We start from the raw sequence: 16,627 nt of genomic DNA, 5'->3' as shown, positions 1-16,627 counted from the left end.
TTAATCAAATAACCAGCGTAACTGGACACCAACGATATCTACCGAATTTTTATAGCGGCCTAGCAACTGATTGCCATTCGAATCTGTATCATCAATGCTGGTGTCTTTCATAAATATATGGGTATAAGCAGCATCGAAAATGATGTTGTCGCTGTAGTGGTAACTTGCCCCAAATGCCAACCAAGTGCGGTCGCTGTCAGGGATGCGGGGAGTTCGACGTTGAGCATTAGGAATAGGCGTTTCATCATAGGCAACACCGGTACGCCATGACCAACGTTCATTAGCTTTATATTCGACGCCCAATCCGTAACGCATGGCATTTTCCCAGTCTTCTGCTTTAACAGAATTTAGACTCTGTACATCTGAGTTAATACGTAATTCTTCAAAGCGATTCCAGCGTGTCCAACTGGCATCAGCCATAACTGACCACTTTGAATTCAACTGATGATGTAAAGCAATCGATGCGGATTCAGGTAAGGTCACCCGGCCAGCAATATTGCCATCCCGAATGCCGGCAGCGGCGGCAGGACCACTGAAATTCTCTGGAATACGAAATTCCCCATCACCGGTTAAGTCATGCGTGATTTTTGAACGATAACTTAAGCCCATGCGCGTGGCTTCGGTGAACTGATAAGTCATGCCAAGGTTATAACCCCAACTCCAATCATCCGCCGTTAAACGGACTCGACCATCATTTTGTTGTGAGGCACCAGCAAAAGCGCCAAAGTTGGCTGCCTGACTTAATTCCAAATCAATATATTGAAGGTTTACGCCAAATCCTAACGACAATTTTTCGGTAGTTTTAAATGCAATACTGGGATTGATATTTATTGTTAATAAATCTGAGCGAATCGCATGGTAACGCCCCTGCCAACTATCTCCATAATCGGTCACCAGACCAAATGGTGCGCCGACACCTAGACCAATTACTGTTCTGTCATTTAACGGTTGGGAGTAATAAAAATTTGGAACGGCTGCAAGTTCACCAGCGTTACTGCCATCACCACCTGTTAATGGTGTGCCGCTAATATTGGAGCCGTTATCCGAGAATTCGGCTCTTGGCGCGATTAGATTCAACCCCAGATTCATTTCTTTTCGCGATAAATTAGTCAGTCCGGCTGGATTGAAAAAGATAGTGCTGGCATCATCCGCTACGGCGGCACTACCTGAAAATGCTCGGCCCAGGCCGGTAATGCTCTGTTCTATCAATGCATAACCTGCCGCCAAAGCAGAATTGCTGGCCGCCCCGAACAAAAGATAAAAACTAAATTGAGTTGCACGAGACATGGGCATGGCAGCGTTACCTAGTAAGAATGAATTATATAAAGGGCAAAACTAGCTCAAGCATGCAAATGAAGCAAGTTTGTAATAATTAGTTACGCTGAAATAATAAATCCCAAACACCATGACCCAGACGATGGCCGCGTTGTTCAAACTTGGTCAATGGTCGATAATCAGGCCGAGGAATGTAATCTCCTGTAGCACTGATATTGGCAAATTCTGAGCTTGCAGAGAGATCCTGCAGCATTTGCTCAGCGTAATCCTGCCAATCGGTTGCCATATGTAAAAAACCAGTCGGATGAATTTTTTGTGCCAATATCGTTACAAAAGTGGGTTGGATAATACGGCGTTTGTGATGACGTTTTTTATGCCAGGGATCGGGAAAGTAAAGTTGCACACGCTCCAGTGCGTTATCAGCAATCTGAAGTTTTAGTAATTCAACAGCATCAGTACATGCCACCCGCAGATTGGTTAGATTGTTATCTTCAATCGCTTTTAATAGTTGGCCGACCCCTGGGCGATGTACTTCAACACCGATAAAGTTGTATTCAGGTTGTTGCATCGCCATTTCGACAAGCGAAGCGCCGTTGCCAAAACCGATCTCAAATACAACTGGCGCATCACGACCAAACAAGTTTTGCATATCGATCGGCTGACCATCAGCTTCAATACCAAACTTTGGCCATAAAAGATCTAACGCTTTTTGCTGGCCGGGGGTTAAGCGACCTTCACGTTTGACAAAGCTTTTCACCTGACGGAGGCGTTTACCTTCTGTCATTTTGTTCACCTTAAAATAGAGCAATAGGTCATCGATAGGTCGATGAAAAATAGCGTGACATCATACCTAAGCCCTGTGGGAAAATCCTCTGGAAGTGGTGTTTTACCCTCGCACTATTTAAATCTTAGCGAAGCGGATAGTGGTATGTTTAGGATCTCTGGCGGGGAATTCGTCCCATAGGGAAAGTGATTGTTTTTCTGTCAAGCAAGTAATTCTGGGATTGATCTGCTAATTAATACAAAAAATGGAGAACATTATTTTGATAATTGTAATGACAAAACCCCAGAAACAGTGCGAAAAAGAGTGATAAGGACTATAATGCTCCGTCTGAATATAAATTTCTGATGGATTAACGCTGCTGCAACCACGCGGCCTCGAATCCCGCTACTTCGACATTACAAGTAAACGAAAGAGAGACTCATTTTATGGTTCATCCGGTTTTAGACTCGCTCACTAACGAAGTGATCGAACGTAGTAAAAAATCTCGCACGGCATATCTTGCTCGTGTAGACGAAGCTGCAGGCCAAGGCCCTCATCGTCTGACGTTGGGTTGTGGCAATCTAGCACATGGTTTTGCTGCCTGTTCAGTGAATGAAAAAAGTGATCTTGCAGGAAACAAAAAAGCCAACATCGGGATTATTACAGCCTATAACGATATGCTGTCAGCTCATGAGCCTTACAGAGATTTCCCGCCATTAATTAAAGATGCTGCTAGAGAAGCCGGTGGTGTTGCACAGGTTGCTGGCGGTGTTCCAGCTATGTGTGATGGCATAACGCAGGGCTTTCCAGGTATGGACTTATCCTTGTTCAGCCGCGACGTTATTGCGATGTCCACTGCGGTTGGCTTAAGTCACAATATGTTTGATGCAGCAATGATGCTGGGTGTATGCGATAAAATCGTTCCGGGCTTATTAATTGGTGCATTAAGTTTTGGTCATTTACCGACCATTTTCGTGCCAGCAGGTCCGATGCCAAGTGGTCTACCTAATAAAGAAAAAGTCCGCATTCGCCAATTATTTGCTGAAGGTAAAGTTGGCCGCGAAGAATTGCTTAAAGCAGAGTCTGAGTCTTATCACAGCCCAGGTACCTGTACTTTTTACGGTACAGCGAACAGCAACCAGATGATGGTCGAAATCATGGGTCTGCATTTGCCGGGCGGCACGTTTATTAATCCAAATACGCCCCTACGTGATGAGTTAACCAAAGAAGCTGCACGTCAGGTATTGAAATTTACTGCGATGGGTGATGATTATCGTCCTATCGGTCATATGATCGATGAGAAAGCGATTCTTAATGCCATTATCGGTCTGCTGGCAACCGGTGGTTCAACTAACCACACGATGCATATCGTTGCTGTTGCGCGTGCTGCAGGTATCTTAATTAACTGGGATGATTTTGATCGTTTATCGCATATTGTTCCATTATTAAGTCGTGTTTATCCTAATGGTAGTGCGGATGTGAATCACTTCCAGGCAGCTGGTGGCATGGGCGTGTTGATTCAGGAACTGGTTTCTAGCGGCTTATTGCATGAAGACATTATTACTGTCGGTAATGAAAAAGGCTTGAAACAGTACAGCCAAGAGCCAAAAATAATTGACGGTAAATTGATTTGGCAAGAAGGCCCTAAAGAGTCGTTAGATAAAGACGTTATCGGTACCGTAGATGAGCCATTTGCTAAATCAGGTGGTGTGCATCTTATCCAGGGTAACTTGGGACGAGGTGTTTCCAAAGTCTCTGCAGTAGATGTTCAGCATCGTGTAGTTGAAGCACCTGCCATGGTTTTTGATGACCAAGATGATGCGGTTGCCGCATTCAAAAATGGTGAGTTAGAGAGAGACGTGATTGTTGTATTACGTTTCCAAGGACCAAAATCCAATGGTATGCCAGAACTACATAAACTCAGTTCACCGCTCGGTGTATTGCAAGATCGTGGTTTCAAAGTTGCATTGGTGACTGATGGTCGTATGTCTGGTGCGTCAGGTAAAGTACCATCTGCTATTCAGATGTGTCCGGAATCAGCTGATGGTGGTCCACTGACCCGAATCAAAGATGGTGACATTATTCATCTCGATACCGAAAATGGCATTATGAATGTCCTGGTTGATGAGGAAGAATTTAATGCACGCCTGTCTTGTATGATGGCTAATACCGAACATCATTATGGTAGCGGTCGTGAACTGTTTGACAGTTTCCGGGCCGGCGTTTCTTCAGCTGAAGAAGGCGCCATCAATATGTTCAACGTTGAATAATCTACCCACCAGAATTAGGGATATCTTTTTATATGAGCAAAACGATTCACGAAATTATGCAAGTTTCACCGATTGTTCCGGTGATGGTCATCAACAATGTTGAGCATGCAGTTCCTTTAGCCCAAGCGTTGGTTAAAGGTGGTCTGAGAGTGTTGGAAATTACCTTACGTACTGACGCAGCACTTGAATCTATTCGCCGCATTAAAGCTGAAGTGCCAGATGCGATTGTAGGTGCAGGTACTATTATTAATATCGAAACATTAAATGCAGCTATTGATGCTGGTGCTGAATTTATCGTCAGCCCGGGCACAACGGATACGTTGATCGAAGCCGCTTTAAAAACTGGCGTGCCATTATTACCAGGTGTTGCTAATCCAAGTGAAGCCATGCGTTTGTTGGAACGTGGTATCACTGCAATGAAATTCTTCCCAGCCGAAGCGGCGGGTGGTGTGCCAATGTTGAAATCAATTGGTGCACCGATTCCACAAATCCTGTTCTGTCCAACAGGTGGAGTGAGTCAGAAAAATGTTAAGAACTATTACAGCTTGCCAAATGTTGGCTGTGTAGGCGGATCGTGGATGTGTGCAGCGAATTTGGTAGAAGCAGAAAACTGGGATGAAATCACCCGTTTGGCTGCGGAAGCGATTGAACTCGCGACTAACTAAGATAAAACAAGCTTAAAATTAAAACCGGGTTAGTTCACTAACCCGGTTTTTTTATGTCCGTAGGTCCTGTTTAATTTTCATAACCTAGATCACTATGCCCCGTTCCAGCCAGTCTGCAATGAGCTGTCTGGCACCTTGCGTAACAATCTCAGGGTTAGTGTGCTGCAAAGCTTCAGCAATGGCTTCAGCGGCTTGCTGGCCAGTCTGACCACTATCAAGTAAATCGAGTAATCGGGCACTGACGGGATTTAATTCAATGAATTTCACCTGATCATTTGCATTGCGGTATAGCAGCAGAAAAAACGGCGTCTCTGCAGGTTTTTCCGGCAGATTATCTGGTGCGATTTGGTGAACAGGATAATGATAGGCAAAACTCCAACTTAGGGCTGAGCGTTGCAAGGTGAGTTGCAGAACATCTTCATGTGCATCAACTTCGCGTTTTTCAAAATCTGGCGTGGCAATTCCTAGCGCCAATTCCACCCATTCGTAGTGAGCTAATTCGGCGATAAATGGCATGGATGAATAATGCTGGGGATGGTCTTCCAGATAACTAACAAATTCGCGCGCAATATCATTGAATAACGGGGAACTACAGCGATGTTGACGTATGAAATCAGCTGCCAGATTGTGCCAAGTTGTTTCACCGAGAATTTGCTTTAACACCGGACAAGCATTGCTTAAAAAACTCTCAATATTGTTATAAACCAGACGTCGGTAAATCGCCATGCGGCGTGATTCAATATCAGCCGGTTCCGGTACAGAATTCGGATCACGCAGATGCGCGGTGAATTGTTGTTGGGTCTGTTTGAAATCAGGCACTTGCGACATGTTCTGATCGGTATTGAGATTGGATGTCACGAATATGGGCCACCTCATCAAATAAGGTGCTGAGCGAGGGGATATTAAAGTCACGTTCCAGCAGGGTGGGAATAACGCCGTGCTGCTGATAAGTGTGATGTAATAATTGCCAGACCGGATCAATTACATCCGCACCATGCGTATCAATAATCAAATCTTCGGCTTCGTTGTAATGGCCAGCAATATGCAGATAAGCGATGCGTTTGCTGTTAATCGCGCCAATATAGGCCTTGGCATCATAGTGGTGATTAATGCTATTTACATAGACGTTGTTTACGTCAAGCAATAGCTCACAATCCGCCCGTTCAAGAATGGCATTAATAAATTCAATCTCGTCGATTTGTTGTCCGGGAGAGGCGTAATAAGAGACATTTTCAATTACCAACCGCCGCTGCAGAATATCCTGTACCCGGCTGATGCGGTCAGCAACATACACCACGGCTTCTTCCGTAAACGGGATCGGCATCAAATCATAGAGATGCCCATCATCACTGCAGTAACTCAGATGTTCGCTGTATAAACGTACGTTGTGCTGATCCAAAAATTGCTTAATGCGTTTAACAAAAGCTTCATCAAGCGGAGCAGGGCTGCCAATCGAGAGTGAAAGACCATGGCATAACATCGGAAAGCGCTCACTGAACGCCCGCAGTTTTTTGCCCAATCGTCCCCCCATTTCCATCCAGTTTTCCGGAGCGACCTCAATAAAGTCGATAGGCGGGTGATCCAGTTGCATGATATCGTCAACAAAGCTACGTCTTAATCCAAGACCGGCTCCATTAACGGCATAACCTTGTGTTCTCATGCGGTTACTCATTTTGATTGTGATACTGAATAGACGACATCAAACACAATTTGTTACAAATAAACATGACTAAAGCTTAAGGTGCCTCTGGAATTTCAAACATTGACCTATCGACACCAACATTGCCCGTTTTAGCATCGTACAAATACACAACGGCTTTGTAATGTCCTGGTTCAGTAATTGTGGTTTTGCCACTAAACATGCCGGCTGGGCCGGTAAAGTTCAGCGTTACTTCATCGATGTTTTTATCGTCACGCATGATGATGGCTTTTGCTTCGTAGTTATCCGCCTGCCAGAGCCCATCTTTAGTGATTGGACAACCACATAACAAAGAGGCTTTGGTGTAGATATCGACCTGACCACCTTCTAACACTCGGGTCCAAGCATCAACTATGAAGCCTGTTAACGTAATAATAATGCCATCACCAAGAATATCTTTTCCTGGCACTACCCAGCTGGTCACACTGGCTTCTTGATAGGCTTGTTGATAGCCATACGGACCGATTAATTTAAAACGCAGCAATCTTGGAGTATCAATATCTACTTTCGCTAAAAAGCCGGCTGTTTTTTCATCGGTTTGAGGTTCGCCACGTTTTAATGGGTTTTCCATCAACAAAGCTGTATCGCCAGTGCCACCATTTATCCAGCCTTCATCAAGAATCTCGCCGGTTTCAGCATCTTCCACAATGGTACGGATCCCACCAACACTGGTACCAATGAATTTTGAATCAACCGCTTTAGCACGAACCATTATCTGCGTTTCAGCGGCGATGGCTGACAAGCTGATCATCATCAATGCGACTATCACCCAAAAGCGTGTATACATGTATCCCCCCTCGAAACTTTTTTCTAATAATATTTATTCATCATCATTTGATGCGGCGCACCAAGCATCATAACCGCCAATCATTGAATACACATTGGTATAACCAAGTTGTTGTAATGTTGCGGTTGCCAATGCACTGCGACCACCAGATTTGCAATAAACCACAATAGATCGAGTTTCATCTTGAAAATCAGGATGGTTCTCTATAGAAAACTCCAGCATCCCGCGAGGAATATGTCTAGCATCAGCGATATGGCCCACCGCAAACTCGTCTGGTTCACGCACATCCAACGCGATACTGTCATCTTCCAACATTTGCTGAGATTGAGAAACGCTGATCTGCTGAATCGCTGCCTTAGCTGCCTGAACGAGATCCATTGCTGTTTTTGCCATGCTTTCCTCCAAAGTTATTCAAATCTGTGACCATAGTAATCATTAATAGTTGTCTTACAAACCTTCAATATTAGTAATCACTTGATAACCAATCTGAGGATAGCACTGTTACAATGTTTTACCTTAATTCCTGTTAACCCGGCTGATCCATAACATCCACTTGAGCAACGCAAAATTTGCGTCTCAATGCAGAACGTTATATCAGTGCCTGAGATAATTATGCTGGCTTATATTATCCGCCGTATTTTGTATGCTTTTCCTATTCTGCTGGGCGTGAATGCGCTGACATTTGCGTTATTTTTTATGGTCAATACGCCTGACGATATGGCGCGTATGCAGTTGGGCGAGCGCTATATTACTGAGCAGGCTATTACCACCTGGAAACAAGAGCGCGGGTATGATCGAGATTTGTTGTGGAATGAATCCGCCGAAGGCGTTGAGAAACTAACCGATACGATCTTTTTTGATAAATCCTTAGCGTTATTCAGTTTTCAATTTGGCCAGGCAGATGATGGACGGGATATTGGTCAGGATATCCAAACCCGTATGTGGCCAAGTCTGGCGATTGCTATTCCGGTTTTTATTGTTGGCTTATTGGTCAATATCACTTTTGCTTTGATGATGGTGTTTTTTCGAGCGACGTATGTCGATCTGGGCGGGGTAGTGCTGTGTGTGATTTTGATGTCGATTTCCAGTTTGTTTTACATCATTGCAGGGCAGTTTGTTATCGGTAAGGTGATGCAGCTGGTCCCTGTATCTGGCTTTGGTGAAGGTTTCAGTACCATTAAATTTCTGCTGTTACCGGTAGCAATTGGTATTGTTTCAGGTATTGGCTCCGGTTCGCGTTGGTACCGTACTTTATTTCTGGAAGAAATCTCCAAAGATTATGTACGCACTGCCAGAGCCAAAGGTCTTTCTGAAATAAGGGTTTTATTTCAGCATGTCTTGAAAAACGCCATGATTCCAATTTTGACTGGCGCGGTTGTGGTGATACCAACCTTGTTTATGGGCAGTCTTATCTTGGAATCTTTCTTTGGCATTCCGGGGCTGGGCAGTTACACCATTGACGCCATTCATGCACAGGATTTTGCCATTGTTCGCGCCATGGTGTTTCTGGGGTCAGTCTTATACATTCTGGGACTGCTGCTAACGGATATTTCATACACCTTTGTTGATCCACGAGTACGAATGGATGGTTGATTCAAAAATTGATTTACGTGCTCGGGCATTAGATTGCTTGCTAATAAGTAACGCGGCTGAGAAAGCCCATCAAACTCGTCAACTGGCAACAGAATGTCATGAACATGGTTACAACATCGTGCATACACCTTTGCCTGTTCCAGTGAATCCAGGCCGACCGGATAAACCACAACTGGTTTCACCTCGCGATTTACCACGCCGCCGAAACAATCAACAAACCGGTCATACCACCCTGATTCATGCAATTTGTCACATCGAGTTTAATGCGATTAATTTAGCGCTGGATGCCGTTGCACGTTTTAGCAATATGCCGGACGATTATTATCGTGACTGGATGCAAGTTGCCGATGAAGAAGCCAAGCATTTTTCCATGCTGTCAGCACACCTGCAGCAAGCCGGTTATGCCTATGGCGATTTTCCTGCCCATGATGGTTTGTGGGAAATGGCACGTAAAACACATCATGATCCGTTGATTCGTATGGCTTTGGTACCAAGAGTATTAGAGGCGAGGGGATTGGATGTGACACCAGGCATGATGAATAAACTACGTGCCAGTGGTGATCTGGCTGCGGTAGAAATTCTTGAAGTGATTTTGCGAGAAGAAATAGGCCACGTATCAATCGGCACACGTTGGTTTAATTATCTTTGCGAGCAACGCGATCTTGAGCCGACATCGACATTTACCAACTTATTAAAAACCTACTTTAATGGTGAGATACGTGGGCCATTTCATATTGCAGCCCGCAAACAGGCGGGCTTTACTGATGCAGAATTGGATTGGTTAGAACTCAATCGTTAGCGGCTTCTGCGGTTTTGTTTTTCTTTTCCATTTCAGCTTTTTGACGGCGTGATTCTTTAGGGTCAGCAATCAATGGACGATAAATCTCAATGCGATCTTTGTGGCTAAGTGTGGCATCCAGCTTACAGATTTTGCCAAAAATTCCGACTTTGTCGGTATCTATATTGATTTGCGGATAACGCTCTAATATTCCAGATCGTTTGATTGCCTGTTCAACCGAGGTGTTATCAGCAACTTCCAGTGACATAATCACTTGTTCATCAGGCAGTGCATACGCCACTTCAACGGTGATTAATTTGGCGTCAACGTGTTCCATAAATTTCCTTCGCGCGTACACAAAAAGCTTCTACCAATGAACCCGATATTTGCGTGAAAACTGGGCCTAAAGCCAAATCCAATAATCGTGTAGAAAACTCAAAATCCATATCCAACTGAACTCGGCAACCTTCGTTGTCACCAATCGGACTGAACTGCCAAAAACCTTCTAAATGTCTGAAGGGACCATCAATCAACTCAATACGGATAGATTCACCGTGTTGCAGGGTATTGCGGGTCGAGAACTCATGGTGAATACCCCCTTTGGCAATATCCAACGTGGCACAAATCACCTTATCACTCTTACTGATAATTTTACTGCCACGACACCAGGGAAGAAAACTGGGGTAAGCCTCAACATCGTTCACCAGATCAAACATCTGATCCGGCGTATACATCACCAGTGAACTGCGTGTAATAGTCGTCATTTAGTGTTTCTATTGACCTCTAATGAAAATAATCAAAAGATGAAATCCAATACACCTGTCAAACTCACGAATACAACAAAAATTGCTATTGGCGTAACGTAGCGAACTAAAAAGCGCCATTCGTGATAAATCAGGTTGGATTTAATCCCCAGCTCTTCCTGAGTACTGCGTTGCGACATGATCCATCCGGCAAATATTGCGATTAACATGCCGCCCAAAGGCAACATAATATTGGCAGTAAGATAATCCAGCAACTCAAAGGCCGTCATATCAAGCCAAGTCCAGTCTTTTAGCACGTTAAAAGAGAACAAACTCAGCAGCCCAAGTAACCATATCAATATACCGACCCAAATGCAGGCATTAAGCCGTTTTATCTCAAAGTTTTCGACTAACCAGGTCACCACTGGCTCAACCAGAGCTATCGCAGAACTTAATGCGGCAAAAACCAATAGTAAAAAGAACATCGCCCCGAAAACTGCGCCATTGTTCATATGGCCAAAGGCGATTGGTAATGTTTCAAATATTAAACTTGGCCCTGCACCCGGTGCCATATTATTGGCAAACACCAGCGGAAAAATGGCCAGACCAGCCAAAATGGCAACTGCTGTATCCATAAACGAAATGGCGAGTGAGACCTTAAATATAGAGGCTTTTTTGGGGAGATATGAGCCATAGACCATGATGGCTCCCATTCCCAGACTCAGGGTAAAAAAGGCATGACCCATTGCGGCTAAAACACCCTCGGTAGTCAGTCTGGAAAAATCTGGTTTGAATAGAAAGCTCACTGCTTGATCAAAATAAACACCGGTTTGATAAGCGTATGCCACTAATGCCAGCAAAATCAGAAACAAAGCTGGCATTAAAAAACGCACAGATTTTTCCAATCCACGTTGCACACCACGGCTAACAATCAACATGGTCAGCATCATAAAAATGGTATGCCAGGCCAGCAGCTTTTCGGGATCTTTAATCAATGCTAGATGCAGGTTACGCGCACCATCCGGTGTTACACCCTCAAACACATTGAATAATAAACGAGGAACATAGGCCATGGCCTGACCGGCGATCACGCTGTAATAAGATAAGATTAAAAAACCAGCTAATACGCCAGCAAAACCAAGATATTTCCACAGTGAAGATGCTTTTTCTTCTGCTGCCAGACTGGCAAAACTATTAAATGGATTTTGTCGGCCACGTCGACCGATGAGAATTTCCGCCATCATAATCGGCAGACCGATGGCAAAGATGCAAGCAAGGTAAACCAGAACAAATGCACCACCGCCATATTCGCCGGCGATATAGGGGAATTTCCATATATTTCCTAGACCAACAGCTGCACCGGTGGCGGCGAGAATAAAGGCCCAGCGTGAAGTCCACTCGCCATGAACCGACTTTAACGGTCTATCCATATCACACTCATAACAGATAAATAGCCTCGATTCTGGGCGAAATTCCTAAAATGCTCAAGCCAAGCAGCAATATGCACATGTATAATGCCGCCATGGCCAACAAGAATAAACCGCAACAAACAGATAATACGATTGCCCGTAACCGGAAAGCGCGCCACGAATTTTTTATAGAAGAAAAATTTGAAGCGGGTTTGGTGTTGGAAGGGTGGGAAGTAAAAAGCTTACGCGATGGTAAAGCACAGCTGAGTGACAGCTATGTTTTGATCCGTCATGGCGAAGCCTGGTTAGCCAATGCGCTAGTTACCGCATTAAAAACGGCTTCTACCCATGTTGTTCCTGAACCACAACGCGACCGAAAACTGCTGCTCAATCGTAACGAGTTAAATAAGCTGATTGGCGCAGTTGAGCGCAAAGGTTACACCTTGATCCCACTCAACATGTACTGGAAGCGGGGCAAAGCCAAGATCGAAATTGCCTTGGCAAAAGGTAAGCAAATGCACGACAAACGCGCCACTATGAAAGAGCGTGACTGGCAACGAGATAAAGAACGACTGTTTAAAAACATTTAAAGAGATCGTCACGGAACTTTAAAATCCGTATAATGACCAACGTACTACAAACCTTTGGGGGCGACCTGGCTTCGACGTGGGTTACGAAACCTAAGGTGCATGCCGAGAACTCCAGTTCTTCTCGTTAAAAAGATTGGAAAATTATAGTTGCTAACGATAACAACTACGCACTAGCTGCTTAATAACCAGTGAATGCCGTTCGACCAGAGCCGTGCTTGTGCGTCTGGTATCGGGCGTCGACTCTCACAAGACCGTCTTGACGTATGCTTGGTACTGATAGACTAAAACTTAACAAGATCGCTTCTAGTTTTCCCTGTTCATCGGGTAGCTAGTAGTTAAATTAATAGATGAAATAAGCATGTAGAGCTGAAGGCAGAGGATTTGCGGACGCGGGTTCGATTCCCGCCGCCTCCACCAAAACAAAAATAAACCACCTTTGGGTGGTTTTTTTGTGCCTTAAGTTTGCTAAAAATTAAATGGTATTTCTGAACATACTATTACCTTCTAATTTAAATTCTTTCTAGCCTGCAATTGACGAATGGAACATAAAAAAGGACTTTGGGAAACAGAGTTGTTTTGTTCGCTTATTTTTCGAGAAAATTACATCAAAGTTGTAAATACCTAATATGGGGATTATAGTACCCATATTGGGTATTTTATTAATGGTGTTGTATGTCAGTAACATCCATCGCTGAGGCATTGTTTACAAAAACACAGCAACGTGTGCTGGGTTTGTTGTATGGCAAACCTGATAAAAGTTTTTATACGAACGAGATTGTTCGCATGGCTGCGATGGGGCGGGGCACAGTTACACGAGAATTGGAAAAACTCACTAGCGCGGGCATATTGATTAGTTCGAAAGAAGGTAATCAACAGCACTATCAAGCAAACCCAGATAATCCGATATTCGGTGAGCTGGTCTTAATTGCCACAAAGACATTCGGGGTAGCTGATGTCGTTCGGCAGGCTTTAACCCCCATTGATGGACAGGTTTTGTGCGCCTTTATTTATGGCTCCGTCGCGAAGGGCGAGGCAACTGTCAAAAGCGATATTGATCTGCTGGTTATTTCTGATAAGTTGGCTTATGCGGACTTGATGGAATGTCTTGTTGACGCTGAAAAGACTTTATCGCGACCTATCAATCCTTCTGTTTATGAATTAGAGCAGTTCAAACAGAAATGGCAGGAAGATAATGCATTTATTTCAAAGGCAATGGACCAACCGAAGATTTGGCTGAAGGGATCAGAAAATGACGTTAATAATAGTTAAAGAATTGAGGCGAGGCTGATCCAATTAAGTCCTGGTTCCCACGCTCCTGCGTGGGAATGCAATTCAGCTTTTCGGCAACTTCCAATCTGGCCGAATGTAATGGCAGGTATAGCCTGTTGGATAATGTTGTAGATAATCCTGATGTTCGGGTTCGGCTTCCCAGAAAGCACCGACGGGTTCTACTTCGGTAACAACTTTGCCGGGCCATATTCCGGATTGATTTACATCTTCAATCGTCTGCTTGGCAATTTCGGCTTGTTCATCGCTGGTGTAATAAATCGCTGAGCGATAACTCATGCCTCGATCGTTACCTTGTTGATTTGGTGTGGTCGGGTCGTGGATCTGAAAGAAAAACTCCAGTAATTGTCTGTAAGTAATCTGCTCGGGATTAAAGATGATCTCAATGCCTTCGGCATGGGTGCCATGGTTTGGATAAGTGGCATTTGGAATATCGCCGCCGGTATAGCCAACTCGCGATGAGACAACTCCGGGTAATTTACGAATTAAATCCTGCATACCCCAGAAGCAGCCACCGGCCAGTACGGCACGTTCAGTATTTGTCTCGCTCATTTTGTTTCACCTAAGGTTTCTGAAAACAGCTTTTTAAATTCACCATAACCCTCAATGTCCAGTTCATCCGCTGGAATAAATCGTAGTGAGGCGGAGTTGATGCAATAACGCATGCCACCGGCTTCTTCAGGGCCGTCAGGGAAGACATGTCCCAAATGACTGTCACCATGCACTGAGCGTACTTCAACACGGCGCATGCCTAGACTGTCATCAAAATTTTCATTCACATTTTCACTCTGCACTGGACGGGTAAAACTTGGCCAGCCGGTTCCGCTATCAAACTTATCAACCGAAGCAAATAAGGGTTCACCTGAAACCACATCGACGTAAAGACCAGCTTCGTGATTATCCCAATAGGCATTATCGAATGGCGGTTCAGTACCACATTGTTGGGTGACGTAATGTTGTTCTGGAGTTAGTTGTTCAACAGCATTTGGCGATTTTTTGTAATCTTTCATGATGGTTTTGCCTCTTTGCTTATTAGTTTGGATATTTATATAAACACTATAGGCAAGTTGCAGCGCTTTTTGTTCGTGATTCTGTTTAAAACTTAATTAAAAGGTCAATCAGGCAGTTCGATAATTTGAACTGCCTGATTGCTTATGACTTAAATACCTTGACCACCTGAAGCTTCAATCCGTTGGGCATTAATCCAACCAGCCTCGTCAGATAGAATGGCAGCCACGGCACCGCCAATATCATCCGGCTGACCAACCCGACCCAACGCAGTGATTTGGGCAATGTGATCATTAACTTCTTTGTTATCTCTCACTAAACCACCACCAAAATCGGTTTCAATTGCGCCTGGTGCAATGGTATTGACCGAAATCCGTCGCTCACCTAACTCTTTGGCAAGATAGAGCGTAAGTAATTCAACTGCAGCTTTCATAATGGCATATGCCACAAATCCGGGGTAGGCCAACCGGGTTAAGCCCGAGGATACGTTCAAGATCCGACCACCGTCTTTGATTAATGGCAACAGTTTTTGGGTTAAGAAAAATGGCCCTTTAAGATGTTCATTGCTCATCTGATCAAAATCGGCTTCTGTGGTTTCAATAAAGGTTTTATATGCGCCGCTGCCTGCATTGTTAATTAAATAATCAAATTGATCACGTTGCCAAATGGTTTGTAGTTGCTGTTTTACCTTATTGCTAAAATCGTTAAAACTCTCTGAGTTGCGGACATCCAGTTGCAACGCGACCGCTTTTCTTCCTTTAGCCTCAATGGCTTTTACTACCGAGTCCGCTTCTTGTTTATTGGCGTAGTAGGTAACAATAATATCTCGACCTTGATCTGCCAAATGCAAAGCCATATTTTTCCCCAGCCCACGACTTGCGCCAGTAATTAATACAATTTTATTCATTGTTAATCTCCTGATAAATTAAATTGAGATTGCGTTAGAAGGCATGACCATAACTAGACACCGAGCGAATCACCAACTCATTCACATCCACATTATCAGGTTGTGAAATAGCATATAAAACGGCATTAGCCACGGCTTCTGCGTCAAGGGACATGGTGCGTAATTGCTCTACTAAACTTGCAGCAGTTTCATCGGTAATATCGTGACCCAGTTCGGTGGTGGTGACACCCGGGGAGAGTACGGTTACCCGCAGGTTGTTCGATTCCTGACGCAAACCTTCGCTGATGGCTCGAACGGCATATTTGCTGGCACAGTAAACGGCACAAGAGGAAGCTACTGCCTGCGCACCTGTGGAAGCGGTGTTGATAATATGCCCATGACCTTGCTGATCCATGATCGGTAATACGGCAGCGATACCGTTCAATACACCTTTAATATTGATATCGATGATGCTGTTCCATTCATCGGTTTTTAAAGCACGCATCGGGGCTAAAGGCATAATGCCAGCGTTATTGAACATCACATCTACGCGACCGAAAGTGTCTTTGGCAAAGGCCACAAACTCGTTAACTTGCGTGGCATTTGCTACATCCAATTCACGATAGGCCGCTTGTCCGCCAGCTTGTTGAATCTCGTTTACAATGCTTTCAAGCCGATCGGTTCGACGTGCGCCTAGTACAACAATCGCACCTTGTTTGGCAATTGCTCTGGCGGTAGCTTCACCGATACCGCTGCTAGCGCCAGTAATCAAAACCACTTTATTTTTGACATTTTGCATAATCATTCTCCATTTGAATGTTGTGTTAAGTGACGATTCAAATGGTAGAGGTGAAGCAGGGGGATTTGGATACAC

At 44.3% G+C, this 16,627-nt stretch carries 19 protein-coding genes and 1 other RNA gene; 7 read left to right on the top strand and 13 right to left on the bottom strand.

What is annotated here, in order from left to right; genetic code table 11:
- Positions 1–1,293 carry an OmpP1/FadL family transporter gene (locus tag ACN0V2_RS08515; protein ID WP_417550385.1) on the bottom strand — a complete coding sequence of 431 codons (1,293 nt, stop codon included), beginning with the start codon at positions 1,291–1,293 and terminating at the stop codon, positions 1–3.
- Between the two features lie 79 nt (positions 1,294–1,372).
- A complete protein-coding gene (trmB, locus tag ACN0V2_RS08510) occupies positions 1,373–2,059 on the bottom strand; it encodes a tRNA (guanosine(46)-N7)-methyltransferase TrmB (RefSeq protein ID WP_417550384.1) in 687 nt (228 codons plus the stop codon).
- A 425-nt stretch (positions 2,060–2,484) separates the two neighbouring features.
- On the opposite strand from trmB, the gene edd reads away from it, so the two are divergent.
- Positions 2,485–4,308 carry a phosphogluconate dehydratase gene (gene edd, locus ACN0V2_RS08505; protein ID WP_417550383.1) on the top strand — a complete coding sequence of 608 codons (1,824 nt, stop codon included), beginning with the start codon at positions 2,485–2,487 and terminating at the stop codon, positions 4,306–4,308.
- 32 nt (positions 4,309–4,340) lie between these two features.
- Complete coding sequence (locus ACN0V2_RS08500) at positions 4,341–4,973, top strand: bifunctional 4-hydroxy-2-oxoglutarate aldolase/2-dehydro-3-deoxy-phosphogluconate aldolase (RefSeq protein ID WP_417550382.1); 633 nt, start codon at positions 4,341–4,343, stop codon at positions 4,971–4,973.
- Positions 4,974–5,057: 84 nt separating this feature from the next.
- Here ACN0V2_RS08500 and ACN0V2_RS08495 read toward each other — a convergent pair whose 3' ends face one another.
- The 4 genes from ACN0V2_RS08495 to ACN0V2_RS08480 all read right to left on the bottom strand — a co-directional run bounded on the left by ACN0V2_RS08495 (position 5,058) and on the right by ACN0V2_RS08480 (position 7,852).
- Entirely contained in the window at positions 5,058–5,801 is a 744-nt protein-coding gene (locus tag ACN0V2_RS08495; protein ID WP_417550381.1) for a DNA-binding domain-containing protein, read from the bottom strand.
- Positions 5,785–6,633, bottom strand: a complete 849-nt coding sequence (locus ACN0V2_RS08490) for a DUF692 domain-containing protein (RefSeq protein ID WP_417550380.1) — start codon at positions 6,631–6,633, stop codon at positions 5,785–5,787. The genes ACN0V2_RS08495 and ACN0V2_RS08490 overlap by 17 nt, the downstream gene beginning before the upstream one ends.
- Before the next feature lie 76 nt (positions 6,634–6,709).
- Positions 6,710–7,459, bottom strand: coding sequence for a hypothetical protein (locus ACN0V2_RS08485; protein WP_417550379.1), 750 nt, complete (start codon positions 7,457–7,459; stop codon positions 6,710–6,712).
- Positions 7,460–7,492: 33 nt separating this feature from the next.
- Positions 7,493–7,852: a rhodanese-like domain-containing protein gene (locus ACN0V2_RS08480; RefSeq protein ID WP_417550378.1), complete on the bottom strand. Its 360-nt coding sequence runs from the start codon at positions 7,850–7,852 to the stop codon at positions 7,493–7,495.
- A 219-nt stretch (positions 7,853–8,071) separates the two neighbouring features.
- On the opposite strand from ACN0V2_RS08480, the gene ACN0V2_RS08475 reads away from it, so the two are divergent.
- Both ACN0V2_RS08475 and ACN0V2_RS08470 read left to right on the top strand, forming a co-directional pair.
- Positions 8,072–9,052 carry an ABC transporter permease gene (locus tag ACN0V2_RS08475; RefSeq protein WP_417550377.1) on the top strand — a complete coding sequence of 327 codons (981 nt, stop codon included), beginning with the start codon at positions 8,072–8,074 and terminating at the stop codon, positions 9,050–9,052.
- Positions 9,045–9,851, top strand: a complete 807-nt coding sequence (locus ACN0V2_RS08470) for a ferritin-like domain-containing protein (RefSeq protein ID WP_417550376.1) — start codon at positions 9,045–9,047, stop codon at positions 9,849–9,851. The genes ACN0V2_RS08475 and ACN0V2_RS08470 overlap by 8 nt, the downstream gene beginning before the upstream one ends.
- Here the strand turns inward: ACN0V2_RS08470 and ACN0V2_RS08465 are convergent.
- The 3 genes from ACN0V2_RS08465 to ACN0V2_RS08455 are packed head-to-tail and all read right to left on the bottom strand — an operon-like array spanning position 9,841 to position 12,003.
- Complete coding sequence (locus ACN0V2_RS08465; RefSeq protein WP_417550375.1) at positions 9,841–10,167, bottom strand: RnfH family protein; 327 nt, start codon at positions 10,165–10,167, stop codon at positions 9,841–9,843. The genes ACN0V2_RS08470 and ACN0V2_RS08465 overlap by 11 nt on opposite strands.
- The gene (locus tag ACN0V2_RS08460; protein ID WP_417550374.1) at positions 10,154–10,594 is read right to left on the bottom strand and encodes a type II toxin-antitoxin system RatA family toxin; all 441 of its coding nucleotides are present in this window, start codon (positions 10,592–10,594) and stop codon (positions 10,154–10,156) included. The genes ACN0V2_RS08465 and ACN0V2_RS08460 overlap by 14 nt, the downstream gene beginning before the upstream one ends.
- Before the next feature lie 32 nt (positions 10,595–10,626).
- Positions 10,627–12,003, bottom strand: a complete 1,377-nt coding sequence (locus tag ACN0V2_RS08455; RefSeq protein ID WP_417550373.1) for a sodium-dependent transporter — start codon at positions 12,001–12,003, stop codon at positions 10,627–10,629.
- 92 nt (positions 12,004–12,095) lie between these two features.
- On the opposite strand from ACN0V2_RS08455, the gene smpB reads away from it, so the two are divergent.
- The 3 genes from smpB to ACN0V2_RS08440 all read left to right on the top strand — a co-directional run bounded on the left by smpB (position 12,096) and on the right by ACN0V2_RS08440 (position 13,841).
- Complete coding sequence (gene smpB / locus ACN0V2_RS08450) at positions 12,096–12,572, top strand: SsrA-binding protein SmpB (protein WP_417550421.1); 477 nt, start codon at positions 12,096–12,098, stop codon at positions 12,570–12,572.
- A gap of 56 nt (positions 12,573–12,628) precedes the next feature.
- Positions 12,629–12,989, top strand: a transfer-messenger RNA (tmRNA) gene (gene ssrA, locus ACN0V2_RS08445).
- A 255-nt stretch (positions 12,990–13,244) separates the two neighbouring features.
- On the top strand, positions 13,245–13,841 hold the full coding sequence (locus ACN0V2_RS08440) for a nucleotidyltransferase domain-containing protein (protein ID WP_417550372.1): 597 nt from the start codon (positions 13,245–13,247) through the stop codon (positions 13,839–13,841).
- Positions 13,842–13,904: 63 nt separating this feature from the next.
- On the opposite strand, the gene msrA is transcribed toward ACN0V2_RS08440, so the two are convergent.
- From msrA to ACN0V2_RS08420, 4 genes are all read right to left on the bottom strand, one after another.
- Entirely contained in the window at positions 13,905–14,411 is a 507-nt protein-coding gene (gene msrA, locus ACN0V2_RS08435) for a peptide-methionine (S)-S-oxide reductase MsrA (protein ID WP_417550371.1), read from the bottom strand.
- On the bottom strand, positions 14,408–14,869 hold the full coding sequence (gene msrB / locus ACN0V2_RS08430) for a peptide-methionine (R)-S-oxide reductase MsrB (RefSeq protein WP_417550370.1): 462 nt from the start codon (positions 14,867–14,869) through the stop codon (positions 14,408–14,410). The genes msrA and msrB overlap by 4 nt, the downstream gene beginning before the upstream one ends.
- A 149-nt stretch (positions 14,870–15,018) precedes the next feature.
- Complete coding sequence (locus tag ACN0V2_RS08425) at positions 15,019–15,774, bottom strand: SDR family NAD(P)-dependent oxidoreductase (RefSeq protein ID WP_417550369.1); 756 nt, start codon at positions 15,772–15,774, stop codon at positions 15,019–15,021.
- A gap of 34 nt (positions 15,775–15,808) precedes the next feature.
- A complete protein-coding gene (locus ACN0V2_RS08420) occupies positions 15,809–16,552 on the bottom strand; it encodes an SDR family oxidoreductase (RefSeq protein WP_417550368.1) in 744 nt (247 codons plus the stop codon).
- Between the last annotated feature and the right edge of the window lie 75 nt (positions 16,553–16,627).

Source organism: Methylophaga sp. (assembly GCF_048266885.1).
Lineage (GTDB): Bacteria > Pseudomonadota > Gammaproteobacteria > Nitrosococcales > Methylophagaceae > Methylophaga.
This window is presented reverse-complemented; position numbering and strand designations above follow the sequence as displayed.